The 19,305-nt window shown below is 64.3% G+C and carries 14 protein-coding genes; 10 read left to right on the top strand and 4 right to left on the bottom strand.

From position 1 onward, the window contains the following. Positions 1 to 248 precede the first annotated feature (248 nt). From SH412_RS00070 to SH412_RS00055, 4 genes are all read left to right on the top strand, one after another. Positions 249 to 620, top strand: a complete 372-nt coding sequence (locus SH412_RS00070) for a rhodanese-like domain-containing protein (RefSeq protein WP_336521456.1) — start codon at positions 249 to 251, stop codon at positions 618 to 620. Between the two features lie 210 nt (positions 621 to 830). Further along, positions 831 to 3,347, top strand: coding sequence for an ATP-dependent helicase HrpB (gene hrpB, locus SH412_RS00065; RefSeq protein ID WP_336521455.1), 2,517 nt, complete (start codon positions 831 to 833; stop codon positions 3,345 to 3,347). A gap of 385 nt (positions 3,348 to 3,732) precedes the next feature. Further along, complete coding sequence (locus tag SH412_RS00060; RefSeq protein ID WP_336521454.1) at positions 3,733 to 4,473, top strand: metal-dependent hydrolase; 741 nt, start codon at positions 3,733 to 3,735, stop codon at positions 4,471 to 4,473. 49 nt (positions 4,474 to 4,522) lie between these two features. Next, positions 4,523 to 5,410 (top strand): CvpA family protein, encoded by an 888-nt coding sequence (locus SH412_RS00055; protein WP_336521453.1) that lies wholly within the window; start codon positions 4,523 to 4,525, stop codon positions 5,408 to 5,410. Positions 5,411 to 6,308: 898 nt separating this feature from the next. Here SH412_RS00055 and SH412_RS00050 read toward each other — a convergent pair. The 3 genes from SH412_RS00050 to SH412_RS00040 all read right to left on the bottom strand — a co-directional run bounded on the left by SH412_RS00050 (position 6,309) and on the right by SH412_RS00040 (position 9,074). Further along, the gene (locus SH412_RS00050; RefSeq protein ID WP_336521452.1) at positions 6,309 to 7,382 is read right to left on the bottom strand and encodes a Gfo/Idh/MocA family protein; all 1,074 of its coding nucleotides are present in this window, start codon (positions 7,380 to 7,382) and stop codon (positions 6,309 to 6,311) included. Continuing rightward, entirely contained in the window at positions 7,379 to 8,242 is an 864-nt protein-coding gene (gene lpxA, locus SH412_RS00045; RefSeq protein ID WP_336521451.1) for an acyl-ACP--UDP-N-acetylglucosamine O-acyltransferase, read from the bottom strand. The genes SH412_RS00050 and lpxA overlap by 4 nt, the downstream gene beginning before the upstream one ends. A gap of 334 nt (positions 8,243 to 8,576) precedes the next feature. Beyond that, positions 8,577 to 9,074 (bottom strand): DUF4870 domain-containing protein, encoded by a 498-nt coding sequence (locus SH412_RS00040; protein ID WP_336521450.1) that lies wholly within the window; start codon positions 9,072 to 9,074, stop codon positions 8,577 to 8,579. A 416-nt stretch (positions 9,075 to 9,490) separates the two neighbouring features. On the opposite strand from SH412_RS00040, the gene SH412_RS00035 reads away from it, so the two are divergent. The 6 genes from SH412_RS00035 (at position 9,491) to SH412_RS00010 (ending at position 17,705) form a co-directional block, all read left to right on the top strand. Beyond that, positions 9,491 to 10,348, top strand: coding sequence for a TIGR03067 domain-containing protein (locus tag SH412_RS00035; RefSeq protein ID WP_336521449.1), 858 nt, complete (start codon positions 9,491 to 9,493; stop codon positions 10,346 to 10,348). A 282-nt stretch (positions 10,349 to 10,630) separates the two neighbouring features. After that, positions 10,631 to 11,665, top strand: a complete 1,035-nt coding sequence (locus SH412_RS00030) for a ligase-associated DNA damage response exonuclease (RefSeq protein WP_336521448.1) — start codon at positions 10,631 to 10,633, stop codon at positions 11,663 to 11,665. Positions 11,666 to 11,857: 192 nt separating this feature from the next. Next, complete coding sequence (locus tag SH412_RS00025; RefSeq protein ID WP_336521447.1) at positions 11,858 to 12,889, top strand: ROK family protein; 1,032 nt, start codon at positions 11,858 to 11,860, stop codon at positions 12,887 to 12,889. Positions 12,890 to 12,896: 7 nt separating this feature from the next. Beyond that, a complete protein-coding gene (locus SH412_RS00020) occupies positions 12,897 to 14,477 on the top strand; it encodes a Ppx/GppA phosphatase family protein (RefSeq protein WP_336521446.1) in 1,581 nt (526 codons plus the stop codon). Between the two features lie 147 nt (positions 14,478 to 14,624). After that, positions 14,625 to 16,739: a polyphosphate kinase 1 gene (gene ppk1 / locus SH412_RS00015; RefSeq protein ID WP_336521445.1), complete on the top strand. Its 2,115-nt coding sequence runs from the start codon at positions 14,625 to 14,627 to the stop codon at positions 16,737 to 16,739. Positions 16,740 to 16,775: 36 nt separating this feature from the next. After that, complete coding sequence (locus tag SH412_RS00010) at positions 16,776 to 17,705, top strand: alpha/beta hydrolase (RefSeq protein WP_336521444.1); 930 nt, start codon at positions 16,776 to 16,778, stop codon at positions 17,703 to 17,705. A gap of 88 nt (positions 17,706 to 17,793) precedes the next feature. Here the strand turns inward: SH412_RS00010 and dnaA are convergent, their stop codons facing one another. After that, on the bottom strand, positions 17,794 to 19,305 hold the full coding sequence (gene dnaA / locus SH412_RS00005) for a chromosomal replication initiator protein DnaA (RefSeq protein ID WP_336521443.1): 1,512 nt from the start codon (positions 19,303 to 19,305) through the stop codon (positions 17,794 to 17,796).

The following is a 19,305-nucleotide window of genomic DNA, read 5'->3' as shown; positions in this document are numbered from 1 at the left end:
GAGAGTCGGAAATCGGCCAGTCGGCGCAACGCGCTACCAGATCCGCGCTCCGCACCGTAATCTGGAGCTCCTGGAACGATCCTCGTTCCCAGGCTCCGCCTGGGAACGCCTCTTTGGACGCTCTGCGTCCTCTTCATCGCCCGTTCACGTGCAGCAGACGAGGCAGAGCCTCGGAAGAGGGCGTTCCCAGGCGGAGCCTGGGAACGAGTCGAATTCATCCGCGACCACAACCACAGGAACCGCCCGGCATGGCCAAGCACTCCCCCCGCTTTCTCAACCTGGTCGATTCGGTCCGCGTCAATGTCCGCGAATGCACGGTTCAGGACGTCAAATCGCGCCAGGAAGCAGGCGATACCTTCGTGCTGCTCGACGTTCGCGAAGACCACGAATGGCAGGCCGGCCACCTCCCCGGCGCCGAGCACCTCGGCAAAGGAATCATCGAACGCGATATCGAGGAACGTTTCCCGGACGTGGATGCCGAGCTGATCCTCTACTGCGGCGGCGGCTTCCGCTCCGCCCTCGCCGCCGAAACCCTCCAGAAAATGGGCTACACCAACGTCATCTCGATGGACGGCGGCTTCCGCGGCTGGAAAGACGCCGGCTACCCGATCGTCAAGTAGGGCCGGGCGCCCGCCTGCAGTGTTTGATCCTCGTTCCCAGGCTCCGCCTGGGAACGCCTCTTTGGACGCTCTGCGTCCTCTTCTTCATCGCGTATTCTTCGCGTACAGCAGACGAGGCAGAGCCTCGACAGAGGGGGTTCCCAGGCGGAGCCTGGGAACCAGTAAAACGCCGCCATCATTCTCTTTCCCTTGGCACTCAGCACTCAGCCCTTGGCTCTTGCCCCCCTCCCCATCGACGCCGTCCTTCCGGAACTGACCGCCGCGGTCGGCCGCAGTGCCGCCACGGTTCTGCAGGCGCCGACCGGGGCCGGCAAGACCACCCGCGTGCCGCCGGCCCTGCTCACCGACAGCGGCCAGGTCGTCCTGCTGCAACCCCGCCGCGTCGCCGCCCGCGCCGCCGCCCGGCGGATGGCGCAGGAACTGAACTGCCGCGTCGGCGATCTCGTCGGCTACCAGGTCCGCTTCGACTCGCAGGTCACGGCGAAGACCCGCATCGTCGTGATGACTGAAGGCATCCTCGTCCGTCGCCTGCTCGACGATCCCTTCCTCGAAGGAGTCTCGACGGTCCTCTTCGACGAATTTCACGAACGGCATCTCGATACCGATCTGGCGCTCGGCATGATCCGCCGCGTGCAGCAGACCGTCCGGCCTGATCTTCGCGTCGTCGTGATGTCCGCCACGCTCGATCCCGAACCGATCGCCGCCTTCTTCGGCGGGGCCGAAATCGTCCGCTGCACGGTCCCGCGGTTTCCGGTCGAGATCGACTACCGCTCGCCCCCCGACGTCCGGAATCTCTCCGCCATCGCCGCCGCAGGCGTCGCCGAACTGCTCGATCGCGTGGCCGGCGATCTGCTCGTCTTCCTGCCCGGCGTCGGGGAAATCCGCCAGACTCAGGAAGCCCTCTCCCATCTCGTCGAACAGCATCGGCTCGAACTGCTGCCCCTCTACGGCGAACTCTCCGCCGAGGAACAAGACCGCGTATTCGCCCCTTCCGAACGTCGCCGCGTGATCCTGGCCACGAACATCGCCGAAACGTCGCTCACGATTCCGGGGATCGCCGGCGTCGTCGATACCGGCGTCGCCCGCCAGCTTCAATACGACGCCGACCTGGGTTTGAACCGCCTCGAACTCCGACCCATCTCGAAAGCCTCCGCCGACCAGCGGGCCGGGCGGGCCGGACGACTCGGCCCCGGCGTCTGTCTGCGGATGTGGTCGGAAGCCTCTCAGCGCGTTCGGCCCGATCACGAAACGCCCGAAATCCGCCGGACCGACCTCGCGGGCGTCGTGCTGCAACTCCTGAGCTGGGGCGAAGCCGACGTCCGCGCCTTCCCCTGGTTCGAAGCCCCCGCCGAGTCCGCCGTCGAACGGGCCGAACAGCTATTGACGCTGCTGGATGCCATCGACGGAACGGAAATCACCGAACTCGGCCAGCAGCTCGTGAAGCTGCCGGTCCATCCCCGTCTGGCTCGATTGCTGTTCGAAGGGGCGCGGGGGGGAGCTTCCCACAAAGCCGCTCTCATCGCGGCGCTCCTCTCGGAACGGGAACCGTTCCGCCGCGAAGAACGCCGGCGGACCGCGAAGCATCAGTCACCGTCCGATCTGCTCGACCAGGCCGACGCCCTCGAACAGTTCGCCCGCTCGGGGCGGACCGATGCGGAGGCGGGCACGATCGCCCCCGGCGCCGCCCGCTTCGTTCTCGACTCCGCCCGCCAGCTCGAACGACTGACTCGCGATTCCGACAGCGGCAGTTCAAAGCCCTCGGACGTCTCCGCGACGGAATCGCTCCTGCGCGCAATTCTCGCCGCCTTCCCGGACCGACTGGCGAAACGTCGCGAACCCGGCGGTCGTAAGGCCCTGATGGTCGGCGGCCGGGGGGTGATCCTTTCGGAATCCTCCGCCGTGCGGGACTGCGAGCTCTTCGTCTGCGTCGATCTCGACTCCTCCTCGGGCGAGGCCTTCGTCCGACGGGCGTCCGCCGTCGAACGGAGCTGGCTGCCGGCCGAGCATCTGACAACCCGCGTCGACGTCGAGTTCGAACCGACGACCGAACGGCTGCAGGCCCGTCGGCGGGTCTACTGGCTCGATCTCGTCCTCGAAGAGACGCCGACAGCGCTTCCCGAAGGAGACGCAACCGCCCAGACTCTCGCGGCGGCGGCCCTCAGGGCCTGGGACCGCGTCTTTCCCGCCGATGACCCCGCGGTGACGCAGTTGCTGGCCCGCCTGCGCTGTCTGCGCGAGTGGCTGCCCGATGCCGATCTCCCCGCGTGGACCGAATCGGAACTGCAGAGCCTGCTGCCGGAACTGGCGTACGGTTGCCGGTCGTTCGCCGAGTTGCGCCAGGCCCGCTGGCTCGACGTTCTGCAATCCCGCCTCACCGGTCCGCAACGGCAGCTTCTAGACCGCGAAGCCCCCGAACGGCTGACGGTCCCGAGCGGCAGCCGCGTGGCCCTCACCTACGAACCGGGCCGGCCGCCCGTCCTTGCCGTCAGGATCCAGGAGATCTTCGGCTGGCTGACGACTCCCCGCATCGCAGGCGGCCGGATTCCGGTGCTGCTCCACCTGCTCGCCCCGAACCACCGCCCGCAGCAGATCACCGACGACCTGTCGTCATTCTGGAAAAATGCGTATCCGATTGTCCGCGGCGAGCTCCGTCGCCGGTATCCGAAACACGCCTGGCCGGACGATCCGTACGCGGCGCAGGCGGAACGCCGGCCGCAGCGGAAGTGAGCGAGCAGGGAATAGCGAAAAGCGAATAGCCAGAGTTTGGTCCGTGGTCAGTAGTCAGTCGCGGGAGATGTGTCCACACGAAGTCATCTTCTCTGGCTCTCGACTCCTTTCGACATTCCGCCTTCGACATTCGACATTTCCGCTCCTTCCGTTCTCCGCGTCCTCCTCGCCTCCGCGGTGAATCCACTTCCTTCTTCCTTTTGGCGTCTCTGCGTTCCGTTTTGCGCATTGGCGTGAAATCTTCTGTCTGCTTCTTCCTCTTCGCCTCCGCGTGAAATCTTCTCTTGTCACCTTCACGTTGACCAATTTGCACTCCCCAGCTATGGTCCGCGCTTTGCTACGGGAAGGATCCCGTGGATTTTTCGTGCGCGCTTCGAGCGGTCCCATGGCCGGGTTTCATACGCATATCGCCGTCAGCAGCGTTGTCGGGGCCAGTTACGGCTGGCTCGGGATGACGCAACTGCAGCTCCCGCCGGAGTCTGCCGCCGTCGCCGGCGGACTGTGCGCCATCGCGGGGATTCTGCCGGACGTCGACAGCGACTCCGGAATTCCCGCCCGCGAAACCATCAGCTTCGCCGCCGCCGTGGCCCCGATGCTGCTGCTGCATCGGCTGATCCGGACCGGCTGGACTTCCGAACAAATTTTTCTCGTCGGCGTACCGACCTATCTCTTTATTCGCTTTGGCCTCGGCGGACTCCTCAAGCGTTTCACGGTCCATCGCGGCATGTTTCACAGCATTCCCGCAATCCTCATCGCCGGCATGGTTGCCTTCCTGCTGTTGGATCACGTCAACCCGACTGTGCGGTACTTCAAGGCGGCCGCCGTCAGTCTGGGGTATTTCACGCATCTATTGCTCGATGAAATCTGGAGCGTCAACGTCTCCGGCGTCGTGCCCAAGTTGAAAAAGTCTTTCGGTTCGGCGCTCAAGGTGTTTTCGGGGGACGGTAACGCCAATTCCGCCTGTTTCGGCATTCTGATCCTCGTCTCAGTCGGCGTCCTGCGGGATGTCGCCATTCACACGCCGCCGGGCACGCCAACTGCAACACAATCGCCCCGTTCGCCCGCCCCTGCAGCCCCGGAGAAACTGACCCGGGATCTGCCGGAACTGGAAGGCCGGCCGTACTGAAGACGGTGGAAGGCCCGCGGGCAGTCCTGCGACGGAGCAAAGGAACGTCATGACAATTTACGATGTCATCATGCTGGTGCTGGTGCTGTATGCGTCCGTCACCGGCTGGTCCCGCGGCATGGCCTGGCAGGTCGCTCCGATTGCGTCGCTGGTGTTGGGTTACGTCTTCGCCATGCCGCTGTCGATCAGCGTCGCCCCCTGGTTTGGGCAGCCGCCCCTGAATCGCCTGTTCGCGCTGATCACGATGTACTGCGTCATCTCGCTGGCGGTTTATCTGCTGGTCCGGTCGATCCGGGAATCGTTGGAGAAGTTGAAGCTGGAAGAGTTCGACCGCCACCTCGGTTTCGTCCTCGGCGCCGTGAAGGGAGTCCTCTTCACGATCGCCTTGACGCTGGGGCTGGTCACCTTCTTCCCGTCGATCCGTCCGACGATTCTGCAGTCCGAGAGCAGCACCATCGCCGCCCGGATCCTGCACACGATCTACCCCATCCTGCCAACCGCCGCCCACGACGTGATCGATCCCTATTTGAAGAACCTTCCCGAGACCGAGGGCTATCTCGCCGGGGGCAACGTCGAACCAGCGAATCCGAAGGACAAGACGACGACCGACAAGCAGCCCCTGGATACGATCCGCGATCTGGGCGGGGCGGCCACCGACTACCTGTTCGGCGACCGGACGCCGGCGCCGACCAGTCCGCCCACGACGACGCAGCCGCTGCCAAGAACCTCGACGCGACCGCTCAGTTCCGACATTCCGCAGATCATCCAGGACGGCGAATTCCTCCCTCCCCCCGAGCTGCCGCCACGGCGTTCGAGCACCCGGACATCGAGCAACTCGACTCCGCCGAAAGCCACCACACCCGCCTCCTCAGACGACGACCTCTTTCCGCCATTGCCGCCTCCCCGGACATCCGCGGGGCAAAGAGATCGGTACTGAAAGGGCGGAAAGCGGAAAGCTCAATGCGGAGAGCCAGAGGGGAAGAGCGCTGATCGCGTATCGCTTGTCGCGGATTGCCGGAGAGGATCGGCTGAGGACGGTGCCGAACGTGTCGGCGCGCGAGGGCGCTGTGGCGGGACTCTTTGAGTTCGCTGCGCACTGAGAATTGATTGCCGGCCCGGACGGAGCGGGGATCGGCTTTCGCCTGCTCCCGCTCCGTCTTTCGGCTGGCCTGACTGGCTTTGGGGCTGGCTTTCGCCCGCCTTGCGGCCTGCACTCGATCAGGTTGGCCGATCGCGTTGTGCACGCGACCGACCGACACGGCGCCGAGGACTTGCGCAGGATCTCCGCGCAGTCCAGCCTTCCTCACGGAAGGCCAGTCACAGGGCCTGATCGGACCCTCTGCCGGGGGATCAGCTTGCAAGCGCCGGCAGTTTCCCGCCGGTTAGGTACCATTTGCCGTCAACCACCCGACAAGAGAACACGCTGACACTGGTTCCGGCGGCATGCAAGGGCAATTCGGCCAAAAAATCAGAAATGCGGAAGAATTCTTGCGGAGAGAAGAAATGTCGAATGACGAAAGCGGAATTTCGAAAGGAAGAAGTCGAGAGACGAGAGCCAGAAACGAGGCAGCTCGCTGCGAAATCTCGTCTGGCGATCCGCGACAAGCGATTCGCGATCAGCCCACTTCGTCTTCTGACGATTCGCTTTGAGGCTTTGAGGCGATGCCCAGAGCTTACGCCGCTGGGCTACTGTGATTTGCCCCTGACGGGGCTCAGGAGCTGGATGCGCGTAGGGCCGGGCGCGGCCTGGCCGAATTTGTCCGGTGATCAGCGATTCGCGATCAGCCCACTTCTTCCGGCTTTCCGCTTTAAGCTTTCTGCTTTCCGCGAGCCCGTCAGCCCGCCTTGCGCTGCGGCATCGCGACGGCCTGCTGCGGCGAGGCGACGCCCACATGCGTGGCGTCCCAGCGGTGTCCGGCGAGACTCTTCTGCACTGCCGTGGCGACCTGCAGGGCCGCCAGCGCCTGCCGACCGTCGATGGGGGGAGCCGTCTTCGTGACGACGGCGTGAACGAAACTCTGCAGCTCGGCGGTCAGCGCATCGCTCGCCGGAACTGCGGTCGTCTCGACCTGAATGAACCGCCCGAACACGTCTTTCTTGAGCTGCTCAATATCCGCACCCGGCTGACGGGACAGTTCCAGCGGCGACGGACCGTGCACCAGGGCCGGCGAGGGAACGTAGCGCGAGACTTCCCGCTTGTTGAGATCGACCGTGACGCAACCGCTTGCCGACCAGACCTGCAGCGAGCGGGAGACCACCGGGCTGACCCGGCTGGCGGTCAGATCCGCGATCGCCCCGTTCTCGAACACCAGACGTGCCTGGACGGCGTCTTCGTGGCCCCCCATCACCCCCGCGCCGAACGCCGAGGCGCTCTGCAGCGGACTGCGGACCAGCGAGAGGACGAGATCGATATCGTGAATCATCAGATCGAGCGTGACGCCGATGTCGGTCGAGCGAAACGTGTAGGGACTGGTTCGTTCCGCCCGGATGTATCTGGCCCCGGCCAGCCACGGCGCCGCCGCGACGAATGCCGGGTTGAACCGCTCGATATGTCCGACCTGCAGGGCAATGCCCATCCGTTCGGCGAGTTCGACCAGTTCGGTCCCGGACGCGTCGTGATCGGCCAGCGGCTTTTCCACCAGGACCGGAATCCCCCGTTCCAGGAAGTAGCCGCCGACTTCGCGATGCGCCACCGTCGGCACGACGACCGAGACGGCGTCGACTTCGCCCGCCAGCTCCCGGTAGTCTGCAACCCAGCGGCAGCCGCACTGACCGGCGACGGCCTGGCCCCGTTCGGCGTGGCTGTCCGCGACGGCCACCAGATTCACGCCCGCCATCCCGCCGAGAATCCGCGCATGGTGCCGTCCGAGTGCTCCGACGCCCACCACCGCCATCCGCAGATCGCTCATGCCGCACTCCGTTGGGCAGTGCCGTGGGATTCGGCCTGCGGTTCTTTGACGACTCGAATCGCCTCGCGGGCGCGGCCGTTCTTGCCGCGGGCGGAGGCTTCGACAAAACTCAGCAGATGATCGAGCTCGGCGGGGAGATTGCCGCATAGTTCGACTTCGAACTGCCCGCGGACCTCGGTGACCTTGCGATGTTCGCGGAAGAGCAGCTTGAAGGCTTGCCGGACAAGCTGAATTGTCGCGTCGCAGATGCCGCGACGACGCATGCCGACCAGATTGATCGTGATAATTTCGGGGTTATCGCTGCCGGCCGCCAGCATGTAGGGGGGCAGATCGGTGGGGCAGCGGCAGCCGCCGCTGAGAAACGCGCCGGTGCCGATGGTCGCGAAGTGATGCACGACCGAGTTCCCCGACACGATGGCAAAATCGTGGACGTGGGCATGGCCCCCCAGCAGGGAGCCGTTGCAGAGGATCACGTGATTCTGGACGTGGCAGTTGTGGGCCACGTGGGCGTTGGCCATCAGGAAACAGCGGTTTCCGATGCGGGTGACGCCGTCTTCCTTGTCGGCGCCGCGGTTGACCGTGACCCCTTCGCGGAAAATGTTGTCGTCGCCGATCTCGACCCGCGTGGGGGAACCGGTATACCCGATGTCCTGGGGATCTCCGCCGATGGCGGCCCCCGCGAAGAACCGGTTGCGGGCGCCGATCGTCGTGTGCCCGATGATGGAGACGTGGCTGTCGAGCCGGCAGCCGTCGCCGAGCGCGACGTGCGGTCCGACGATGCAGAACGGGCCGATGTCGACATTTTCGCCGAGCAGGGCGCGATCGTCGACCTGAGCGAACTCCGAGATGTTGCAGGGCATCGGCCGACTTCCTTGTCGTGACGCTCTAAAGCGGGTGCGCCGGCGATCCCAGCCGGTTCGGCCCCGATCCGTCAACGAACTTGAATATGGCGGAGTTTAGAGAAGATCGCCCGGCAGTGGAATCGCGCTTTTCGCGGGAAATTCAAGATCTCGCGCAGAGACGCCAGGAAGAGAAATGCCGAATGTCGAAGGCGGAATGTCGAAAGGAAGTCGAGAGACCAGAGACGAGAGCCAGAAAAGAGACGCCAGACAGCGATAAATCTTCCTCTGGCGATCAGCGATCCGCGATAAGCCCTCTTCTTCCGGCTATTCGCTATTCCCTACTCGCTATTCCCTATTCAAAAAACGTAATCGACAGCGGGTATTTCCAGGCTTCGCCGTTGTTGGCTTTCAGGCCGCCGATGATCGGGAAGACGACCATTGCGATCAGGAGCGCAATCAGGAACGGGATGCCGACGAACACAATGCTCAGGATTGCGAAGATGACGAGGTAGATGAAGGAAGAAATCATCCAGTTCACGACGATCTTGCCGTGTTCGTCGATCCCGGGCAGGCTCCCTTTCATGAGCTGCCAGATCAGAATGGGAGCGGCGAGACCCAGTACGGGCAGGGCGGTGTAACCCAGCAATTGCGACAGATGCACGAGCATGGCCCAGGTGCGCGTCCGCTGCTCGGCGACTTCGCCGTCCAGGGCGGAACCACCTGTCCATCCGCTGAAAGCCGACCCGACCGGGTGAATCAGCTTGTTCTTGGCGTCGGCGAACTCGCGGTCCGACAGAGCGACCGAACGGTGCAGTTCCTCCAGTTTCGCAATCTCGTCGGCAATGCTCATGGCGTTCCTTTCCGGCGCGGATTTTCCCCGTCGAGATGGTAACGCGGGTCGGAGTCGGACGGATCATCAGGAAATCGCGAGAGTTTCTCGCGGAGATGCAGAGCAAGTGGAGTCTGCAGAGGAAGGCGGGCAGATGGAAGATTTCGCGCACACGGCCGTGGCGGACTGAGCCGCGGGTGGTTCTGGTTAACCCGAAAATTTTCGAGGGTCGCCAGATGCGCGTCCAGTTCGTCGTCGTCGACGTTCCCGCCTCGATGGGGCGAATTTCGATGGGTTCGGTGGAAGCACCGTCGTGCTGGCAACTTCTGCGCGTCACCCGTAGCCTGTCGGACGTCGTGATATGTCGATGTCACTTGTGCGGCGTACGCTCGCGGTGGCAGATTCAGGATGCTCTCGAAAAGAATGGAGTCGGAACAATGAGACGTTTGCTGACTGGCGGTCTGCTGAGCGCGCTGGCCCTTGTTTCAGTGGCCGCTGCACAGAACGAGAATCCCGAAATTCGGCAGCTCGAAGGGCACTGGGAAGTCGTCGAGTTGGCCGAGAACGGACATGTCATTCCCCGGGAGCAGATTCCCGAGTGGCTCCCGTCGGGCGGCAAGGTCGAAATCGCCGACAACGCGATCATCTTCAAGTCGCACCTGGACGGGAAGAAGCACGCGAAGGTGTTTACCGTCGACGCCACGCAGTATCCAAAGCAGATCGACATCGTTACCCCTGAGAAGCAGGAAGCGACCGGCATTTATCGCTTTGACGAGGGACGGCTCGTCGTCTGCCTGGCCGAAGCGGGAGACATGCAGCGTCCGACGGAGTTTTCCGCGAAGGAAGGAACGCACCGGATGCTGATGGTGCTGAAACGGACGGCGGCGCCGGCGGCGGGCGAGAAGTTCGTCTCGGCGAAGCCGGAGACGACGACGGGCGAGGGCGTCGCCGCCCGCGTGATCACGGATGCCGAGCTGACGAAGATGCTGCCGGGGGTCTGGAAGTATCGGGACGACGCCGGGGCGCTGGTGACGACGATTCACGGCAACGGGACGTGGTCTTCGATCCGCGAGTCGGAGCAGTTGCGGCTGTTCCAGCGGGTGTTCGTGCGGACGCCGATTTCGAGCGGCACGTGGAGCGTGAAGAACGGGACGCTGACGTTTCTGTGCACGGCGTCGATCTATCCGGAGCGGGTGAATCACGCGTTGCCGTTTACGATCCGGTCGATCTCGGCGAACGATTTTATTTTCGTCGACTACATGGGTCGGCTGGGGAAAGCGGCGCGGGTGCTGTAGGGTGCAGACCATGCAGTGATGTTCGGGGAGGCGGTTGTGCTCGCGGTGCATTCCGCTCTCCGGCATACGTTCCGGCGGAAGCAGTCTCCCGTCACTGACGTTCCGGAGTTGTTGTCGCCCGATCATCCTGTGTGGCGGCTGGGATTGTCTGTGGAGTCTTTGCTTGAGCTGGTGTGATTGCGGCGTTTGTGGAGAGCGCCCCCGGTCATTGACCGGGGGCTAAGAGGGGGGATTGGCGCGTGGACTGGACTGTCCGGGCTGCGTCTTGAAGAATAGGACGGAATGTCGACCTCCCGTCCGCTCTTGATCCGGATGACGTCCGCCGGGCTGTATTGCGAGGCGGGGGGCTTTCATATTGATCCCTCTTCCCCCGTCGCCAAGGCGGTGATTACGCATGCGCATGCGGATCATGCGGTGCGGGGGAGCAAGCAGTATCTGACGGCCGTCTCCGGGCGTGCGATTCTCGCCGGGCGGATGGGAGCGAAGGCGGCGATTACGGCGCTGGAGTTCGGTCAACCGATCGTCCTCAACGGCGTGCGGGTGTCGCTGCATCCGGCGGGGCACATTCTCGGTTCGGCTCAGATCCGGGTCGAGTACCAGGGAGAAGTCTGGGTCGCTTCCGGGGATTATAAGGTCGAGCCCGACCCGACGTGTGAAGCCTTTGAACCGGTCCGCTGCGACACGTTTATTACGGAATCGACGTTCGCCCATCCGCGGTTTGCCTGGCCGGAGCAGAGTGCGGCCTTCGCCGAGTTGGAAACGTGGTGGCGGAGCAACCAGGAACGGGGAGTGGCGAGCTTTGTCTACGCGTACGCCCTGGGAAAAGCGCAGCGCGTGCTGGCGGGGCTGAATCCGGAGATCGGGCCGCTGTTCTGTCATCCGAACGTCGAGGAATGCAGCCTGCATTACCGCCGGGCCGGACGGCCTGTGCCGGCGATGACGGGCGACGCCGGGACGATTGATCCCGCCGACTGGGGGCGTTCGCTGATCGTGCTGCCGCCTGGCGCCCGCTTCAAGCAGGGGTTTCCGTATCGCGGTCATTATGAAACGTCGTTCGCGTCGGGCTGGATGCTGCTGCCGAACGGGCCGAAGTCCCGGCGAGTCGGCCGGGGGTTTGTGCTGTCGGACCACGCGGACCGGCAGCAGATTCTGACGGCGATCGCCGAGACCGGGGCGGAACGGGTCTTCGTGATGCACGGCTACATCGATTCGCTGGTCGAGGAGCTGCGGCAGCGCGGGCTGGATGCTCACCCGTTGAGATCCGCCCGCTGTACTGCTCCGCCCGACCCGGAGAGCGACGCCTGGACGATGGATTGACGACCGCGGGACGCCGGAACCGAGCGGTCGCGGAACCGATCTGAAGATCTGGATGCGTTTCAGGTTGCGGGAATCTGTCGGAGCCGATTTGCGACGGATTTTCGGTCCCGGCGACGATCTGGTATCGTGTCGGACGTCAGAAGTCGTCGCGCCCGCAGGACGCGGGCTCTCGCGAACCGAAGGATACATGGCATGAGTGACGAAGCAGACGGACGCTTCTGGCTGGGGTTTGACCTCGGCGGCACAAAGATGCAGTCGGTCCTCTTCAATGATCGCTTCGAACCGATTGTCCGACGGAAGAAGAAGACCCGGGGCCACGAAGGGGCCGACTCCGGCGTGGAGCGGATCATCGGGATCATCGAGAAGGTGCTCGAGGAGGGAAAGATCACGGCCGCCAGGCTCGGCGGCATCGGCGTGGGCTGCCCGGGGCCGCTGGACCTGGATGAAGGGGTGATCGTCGAAGCCCCGAATCTCGGGTGGAAGAAAGTTCCGCTCCGGGAGATTCTGGAGAAGAAATTCGGCTGTCCGGCGACGATCTGCAACGACGTGGACGCCGGGGTGTACGGCGAGTACCGGTTCGGGGCGGGGGTCAAGGGGCGGACCGTGCTGGGGGTCTTCCCGGGGACCGGGATCGGCGGGGGGCTGGTTTACGAGGGGCACATCTTCCGGGGGAAGAAATCTTCGTGCCTGGAGATCGGCCATATGCCAGTCGTTCCCTACGGCGCGCTGTGCGGCTGCGGACGGCGGGGGTGTCTGGAGACGGTCGCCAGCCGGCTGGCGATGTCGGCGGAGATCGCCAAGGCGGCTTACCGCGGTCAGGCCCCGCACCTGCTGCGCGTGGCGGGGACGGATCTGGCCAACATCCGCAGCGGCGTGCTCGCGGAAGTGATCGACGCAGGGGACAAGATCGTCGAGGAGATCGTCCGCGACGGTGCGCGCTACCTCGGGGACGCGATCGCGGGGGTGGTGAACCTGCTGGCGCCGGACGTGATCATTCTGGGGGGCGGCCTGGTCGAAGCTCTCCCGAAGCTGTTCACGGAAGAGGTCGAAAAGTCGCTGAAGCGGCATATTATGCCGGCGTACGAAGGGACGTACGAACTGCGCGTGGCCAAGCTGGGCGATGACGCCGGGGCGATGGGCGCGGCCGCCTGGGCTGAGCAGTCGGTCATCAGCGCTCCGCCGACGGCCATTCCCGCACAGTCCGTTTCCGCAGAAAGGACATGACAGGTCCATGTCGCCGGAGTTGACCGAATCCCGCAGTCGTCCGGCTTCCGCTGCGCAGCCTGCGGCGGTGATCGACATCGGAACGACATCGATCCGCATGGCCATCGCGGAGATCGGCGAAGCCGGCGACGTCCGCCCGCTGACGACGCTGACGCAGGCCGTGAACCTGGGACGGGACACGTTCACCAAGGGGGTGATCGAGAAGAGTACGATCGAAGACTGCGTCCGCGTGCTGCGCAGCTATAAGCGAGTGCTGGCCGAGTATCGGATCGAACGTCCCGAGCAGCTTCGCGCCGTGGCGACGAGCGCCGTGCGGGAGGCCCAGAACCGGCTGGCGTTCCTGGATCGGATCTACACGGCGACCGGGATCACGGTCAGCCCGATCGATGAATCGGAAGTCAGCCGGATTACGTACCTCGGCGTGCAGCCGCTGATCAAACTCGATCCGGAGCTGGCCCAGCAGCGGACGGTCATCACGGAAGTCGGGGGAGGGAGCACCGAGCTGCTGCTGGTGCACAATGCCGACGTCCATTTCTCGCACACGTACCGGCTGGGCTCTTTCCGCCTGCGCGAGCAGCTCGAAGTTTTTCACGCGCCGCAGTCGACCAGCCGCCACATCATGGAAACCCAGATCCGGCGGGTCGTCGACCAGATCCTCCAGCAGGTTCCTTCGGAGAACGTCCAGCAGCTTGTGGCGCTGGGGGGCGACGTCCGGTTTGCGGCCCGCCAGCTCTTTCCCGACTGGAACTCCGCGGAGCTGACCCGCCTGCCGCTGGACCGTCTGGAGAAGCTGACCGACACCGTTCTGTCGTACAACGAGGACAAGCTGGTTCACAAGTATCACATTCCGTTCCCCGACGCGTGGACGCTGGGCCCGGCGCTGCTGGCGTACGTGCAGCTTGCGCGGGCCTTCGAGCTGAACCAGATCATCGCCTGCCAGATCAATCTCCGGGACGGCCTGCTGCAGGAGCTGGCGACGCGGGGGGCGTGGAACGAGGACTTCAACAACCAGGTGATGCGTTCGTCGCTCGAACTGGGCCGCAAGTTCGATATCGACGTCGACCATGCCCGGCATGTCGCCAAGCTGTGCAAGATCCTGTTTCAAGGACTGCGCGAGGAGCATCAGCTTTCGCCCCGGTACGAACTGCTGCTGCAGGTCGCCGCGCTGCTGCACGAGATCGGGATGTATATCAGCACGGGGAGTTATCACAAGCACACGATGTATCTGATCATCAACAGCGAACTGTTCGGCTTGTCGAAGGCCGACGAGACGCTGGTAGGACTGACGGCCCGGTATCATCGACGGGCCTCCCCCAAGCCGACGCACACGATTTACACGGCGCTCGACCGGGACCAGCGGATCGCGGTGGCGAAGATGGCGGCGATGCTCCGCCTGGCCGACGCGCTCGATGCCTCCCACAGCCAGCGGTTCCACGAGCTGCGGTTCTCGCGGGAAGGGGGCCGGCTGGTGATTTCGGTGCCGCAGGTCGAGGACTTGTCGCTGGAACAGCTTGCACTCAAGCAGACGGGGACCCTGTTTGAGGAAACGTACGGCATGCCGGTGCTGCTCCGGAAAATGAGAAGCTAAGGCGGGGGGCCATACAAGCTCCAAATTCCAAACACCAAATCACAAACAGACAAACAAAACGGCCGGTGGAACCGGCCCTGCGCAGATGAGAAGCTGACGCAGAAGTCGCGAATCGCAGAAACCAACCCCGGACAATCCATCGAAACCATGTCTGCCGAACCTCGTTTTTTCAATCGCGAACTGAGCTGGCTCGAATTTAATCAGCGTGTGCTGGACGAGGCTCGCAACGCGGCCAATCCGCTCCTCGAACGGCTCAAGTTCCTGGCGATCACCGCCTCGAACCTGGACGAGTTCGCCAGCGTCCGGGTGGGCGGACTGAAGCTGCTCTGCGAACGAGGTGCGTCGCGTCCCGATCCGTCGGGGATGACTCCCGAGCAGCAGCTCGCCGCGGTCTGCGCCCGCATGCACGCGTTCATCGTGGAGCAGTATCGCTGTCTGCTCGACGAGCTCGAACCGGCGCTCACCGAGGCGGGAATCCGCAGATTGCGCCCGGCGGATCTCAGCGATCGCCAGCGCAAGATCGCCGAGCTGGTGTTCGAGCAGGAAGTTTTTCCGATCCTCACGCCCATCGCCGTGCCGACGGTCGCGGATTTCCCCCCGCTGATCAACCAGACGTTCAACGTCTGCGTCCGCCTGGCTCCCGCGCCGGAGACTGCGGAGCCCCGCTTTGCCGTGATCCCCTTCGGCCGGCAGCGGAAACGGTTCATCACCGTCCCGGTCGAGCAGGGTTACGGCTACTGTCCGCTGGAAGACCTGGTCGGCATGTCCGTGCAGAGGTTTTTTCCGGGGGAGACGATCGAGGAGTGCATCTCGTTCCGGATCACGCGGAATGCGGATCTGGAGCTGCGTGAAGAGCTGACGTCGGACATCCTCGAAGAGATGAAGGAGGTGCTCGCGGCGCGCAAAGAGAGCGAATGCGTCCGGCTGGAGATATCGGATGCTGCCTCGGAGGCTGTCCGCGAATTCCTGCAGACCGCGCTGGAGCTGGACGACGACTCCGTCTATGCGATTCCCGGGCCGCTGGATCTCGCCGCCTTCATGCGCCTGACCGATTCTCAGGGATTCGATCACCTCAAGTTCGAACCGTGGCCGCCGATTCCGAGTCCGCAGCTCGATCCCGCCGAGAGTCTGTTTGCCGCCATCGCACGGCGGGATGTCCTGCTCTATCACCCGTACGAGTCGTTCGAGCCGATTGTGCGTCTGCTGGAAGAGGCGGCCGACGATCCCGAGGTGCTGGCGATCAAGCAGACGCTGTACCGCACCAGTCCGCGCAGTCCGATCATTGCGGCCCTCAAGCGGGCGGCCCAGAACGGTAAGTACGTGACGGCGCTGGTGGAGTTGAAAGCCCGCTTCGACGAAGCCCGCAACATCGAGTGGGCGACGGATCTGGAGCGATCCGACGTTCAGGTGATTTATGGCGTCAAGGGGCTGAAGACCCACGCCAAAATCTGCATCATCGTCCGCCGGGAACCGACCGGCATCCAGCGGTATGTTCACTTTGGCACGGGCAACTACAACGAGATCACGTCCCGCTTCTATACCGACGCGAGCCTGATGACGTGCGACGAAGAGCTGGGGGCCGATGCGACGACGTTCTTCAACGCCATCACGGGCTATTCGCAGCCCCAGCGGTTCCGCAAGCTCGAAGCGGCTCCGCTGGGCATGCGCGACAAGCTGCTGGAGATGATCGAAGCGGAAATCATCCGCAAGAAGCACGGCCAGCGGGCGTTGATCATGGCGAAATTCAATGCGCTCTCGGACGAGAAAATGATCGAGGCGCTGTACGCGGCTTCGAATGAGGGGGTCAAGATCCGCCTCAACATTCGCGGCGTCTGCTGTCTCCGTCCCGGCGTCCCGGGTCTCAGCGAGAATATCACGGTCACCAGCGTGGTCGACCGCTTTCTGGAACACAGTCGGATCGTGTACTTCCACCACGGCGGGGATCAGCGGCTGTTTATTTCCAGCGCCGACTGGATGTCTCGCAATCTCGACCGGCGGGTGGAGTTGCTGGTTCCCGTCGAGCAGCCCCAGGCCCGCGACCGGCTCCTGGCCGTTCTGAAGACGAGCCTGCAGGATGACGTGAAGGCCCGCCGACTGCTCCCGGACGGCCGATACGAATCGGTTTCCCGGAATCCGCGGAGCGAGCCCGTCCGCAGTCAGGAGGCGTTGTATCGACGATACAGGGACGCCGCCGAGGATCGAGCCCGCCCCGAGTTCACGATGTTTGAGCCCCACCGCGCCCCCGGTCAGGACGACGACTGACCCGTTAACTTCCCACCGTTTTTGCAAAGTGACGCCATGCCTCTGCACCCGCAGGCTGCGGCTTTTCTGGCCATCTGGAACCGCGTCAACACGTCCCCGCTGGAAACGACGCCCGTCGAAGTCACCCGGAAGTCGCTGATGGCGGGGATCGGTCCACTGAAGGACTGCCCGGAGCTGGCGAGGGTTGAGACCCTCTCCATTGCCGGACAGGACGGCGCGCTGCGAATCCGCATCTATCAGCCGCATGGCGGTACGCCGCAGCCGGTCTGCCTCTACTTTCATGGCGGCGGCTGGGTGTTGAACAGCATTGATACGCACGACGATCTCGCCCGCCGACTGGCCGCCGCCGGGGAGTGCAGCGTCATTTCGGTCGATTACCGCCTGGCGCCCGAGCACAAGTACCCCGCCGCGGTGGAGGATGCCTGGTCGGCCCTGGAGTGGACCGTTCGACAGGGCGGAGAATACGGCATCGACGCCAGTCGGATCGCCGTCTGCGGCGACAGCGCGGGCGCCAACCTGGCGGCGGCGCTGTGCCTGCTGGCCCGCGACCGCCGGGGGCCGGCGATCAAGGCTCAGATTCTCGCCTATCCGATCACCGATTGCGACTTCGACCGCTTCAGTTACCAGACGAACGCCGAGGGGTATTTTCTGACCCGCAGCCAGATGCAGTGGTTCTGGGAGCAGTACGTAGCGACTCCGCAGCAGATGCGGGAGCCGTATGCGTCGCCGCTGCTGGCGGACTCGCTGGCCGGGCTGCCGCCTGCGGTGGTGCTGACGGCGGAATACGATCCGCTGCGGGACGAAGGGGAGGCGTATGCGACGGCGCTGGCGGCGGCGGGCATCCCTGCCACGCTCGTCCGCTATCCGGGGATGATTCATGGCTTCCTGAAACGCGTCGAATCGTTTGATGACGCCCGGTCAGCCATTCAGCTCATCGGCAAGGAGCTCCGCTCCAGACTCGCCTGACAAGCCGCTGATCGCGAATCGCTGATCGCGAATCGCCAGAGAAATCCGTGGCAGCGGGACTTCAGGACCCGGACCACGCGATGCCACTTCATCCTGCCAGCAACTGCTGTTCGAGGACGCTCAGAACTTCGCTGACAGACCACTCCTGGGCGGCGATTCTGAGCGTCGCCTGCTCTTCGAGCCACTGCTGGACCTTGCGTTCGGCGGACATCACGGTGCTGTGATTCCGTCCGCCGAAGTGCTGGCCGATTTCGCTGTAGGCCGATTGCGTCAGCCGTCGGGCGAGGTACATCGCCAGCATGCGCGGATGACTGACGGTCCGCGCCCGGCAGGCCGACTTGAGGTCCTTGGGCTTGACGCCGAACAGGCCGCAGATGACTCGTTCGACATCCGCCAGCCGGATGATCCGCATGCAGTCCCGTTCGAGATCGGCCAGCACCTGCCGGGCGGCGGTCTGAGTCACGCGCCGGCCAGTCATCGAGTAGTAGGTCTGCAGGCAGTTGAGCGCCCCTTCAAGTTCCCGGACGTTGGTGGGGAACCGCTGAGCGACGTAGGAGAGCGCCTCCGGGGCGTATTCTCCTTCCATGCGTTTCGCCTTGGCGGCGACGATTTTCTCCCGAGTGGCAAGATCGGGGGAGTCGAGGCGGCAGACCAGTCCCGAGAGGAACCGGGAGACGAGGTCGTCACCCAGCTTGGTCAGCAGCCGGGGATGCCGGTTGCTGGTGACGACGACCTGGCGGCCGTGATCGTTCAGCTCGGCGAACGTGTGCAGGAACTCTTCCTGGAAAACCCGCTTGGACTCGAAGAAATCGACGTCATCGACCAGCAGGACGTCGACCGTGCGGAACCGCTGACGAAACGCGGGGAGCGTATGGTCGCGGAGGGCTTGCGTGAAGTAGTTGGAAAACGCCTCCGCGGTGATCAGAACCACGTTGAGCCCCGGCTGCACCTTGCGGAGCTGCTTGCAGATCCCCTCGATCAGGTGCGTCTTGCCGGTTCCGCAGGCCCCGCACAGCACGAGCGGATTGAACCGGACCGGTTGAGCAGTGGCGATCTGCCGGGCGGCCGTGAGGGCCAGCTCGGCCCCCGGACTGGCGATGAAGTCGTTCAATTCCGCCAGCCGCCGGCTTTTCACGCCGTGGGCATGTCCCGGCGCGGTCTGCGACTCGGCGGTCGCTCGCCCATTCCGGCCGGACGTCCGGTCGCTCGGCTTTGCCGCAGAGGCTTCCAGGGCCGCGGTCGTCTTCCGCGTCAGTCCGGCGATGGCGACCGGGCCGACCTGCGCCGACCGGGATTCACCGGTTCCCAGCGACAGGCTGGCATCGACCTCGAAGGCGACGTGGGCCGAGGGGCCGAGGACGGTCCGGGCCGCCTCGACCATCACCGAGCGGAACTGCTTCTGCATCCAGTTGAGCAGAAACGGGCTCCCGACTCCGACGGTCAATTGATCATCTTCAACCCTTAAGCGAATTTTGCCGTCGCACCACATCGCGTAGCGCTTGGCCCCGAGCTGACTCTGCAGCTCTGCGTGGATTAACTCGATCAGCGGCGAATCAGAACTGGCGCGCCCTCGCGCCGGCGGCGTCATGCCGGGCTGCAT

The organism is Planctellipticum variicoloris, from assembly GCF_030622045.1.
Taxonomy (GTDB): Bacteria; Planctomycetota; Planctomycetia; order Planctomycetales; family Planctomycetaceae; genus Planctellipticum; species Planctellipticum variicoloris.
Note: the sequence above shows the minus strand (reverse complement) of the source record. Positions and strands in the feature narration are given on the sequence as shown.

What these genes read in the sequence shown, in the direction of transcription:
- ppk1 (WP_336521445.1), top strand. Translation starts at nt 14,625, where the DNA reads ATGTCTGCCGAACCTCGTTTTTTCAATCGCGAACTGAGCTGGCTCGAA.
- SH412_RS00040 (WP_336521450.1), bottom strand. Translation starts at nt 9,074, where the DNA reads ATGAGCATTGCCGACGAGATTGCGAAACTGGAGGAACTGCACCGTTCG.
- SH412_RS00020 (WP_336521446.1), top strand. Translation starts at nt 12,897, where the DNA reads ATGTCGCCGGAGTTGACCGAATCCCGCAGTCGTCCGGCTTCCGCTGCG.
- SH412_RS00035 (WP_336521449.1), top strand. Translation starts at nt 9,491, where the DNA reads ATGAGACGTTTGCTGACTGGCGGTCTGCTGAGCGCGCTGGCCCTTGTT.
- lpxA (WP_336521451.1), bottom strand. Translation starts at nt 8,242, where the DNA reads ATGCCCTGCAACATCTCGGAGTTCGCTCAGGTCGACGATCGCGCCCTG.
- SH412_RS00070 (WP_336521456.1), top strand. Translation starts at nt 249, where the DNA reads ATGGCCAAGCACTCCCCCCGCTTTCTCAACCTGGTCGATTCGGTCCGC.
- SH412_RS00030 (WP_336521448.1), top strand. Translation starts at nt 10,631, where the DNA reads ATGTCGACCTCCCGTCCGCTCTTGATCCGGATGACGTCCGCCGGGCTG.
- SH412_RS00060 (WP_336521454.1), top strand. Translation starts at nt 3,733, where the DNA reads ATGGCCGGGTTTCATACGCATATCGCCGTCAGCAGCGTTGTCGGGGCC.
- SH412_RS00055 (WP_336521453.1), top strand. Translation starts at nt 4,523, where the DNA reads ATGACAATTTACGATGTCATCATGCTGGTGCTGGTGCTGTATGCGTCC.
- SH412_RS00050 (WP_336521452.1), bottom strand. Translation starts at nt 7,382, where the DNA reads ATGAGCGATCTGCGGATGGCGGTGGTGGGCGTCGGAGCACTCGGACGG.
- SH412_RS00010 (WP_336521444.1), top strand. Translation starts at nt 16,776, where the DNA reads ATGCCTCTGCACCCGCAGGCTGCGGCTTTTCTGGCCATCTGGAACCGC.
- SH412_RS00025 (WP_336521447.1), top strand. Translation starts at nt 11,858, where the DNA reads ATGAGTGACGAAGCAGACGGACGCTTCTGGCTGGGGTTTGACCTCGGC.
- dnaA (WP_336521443.1), bottom strand. Translation starts at nt 19,305, where the DNA reads ATGCAGCCCGGCATGACGCCGCCGGCGCGAGGGCGCGCCAGTTCTGAT.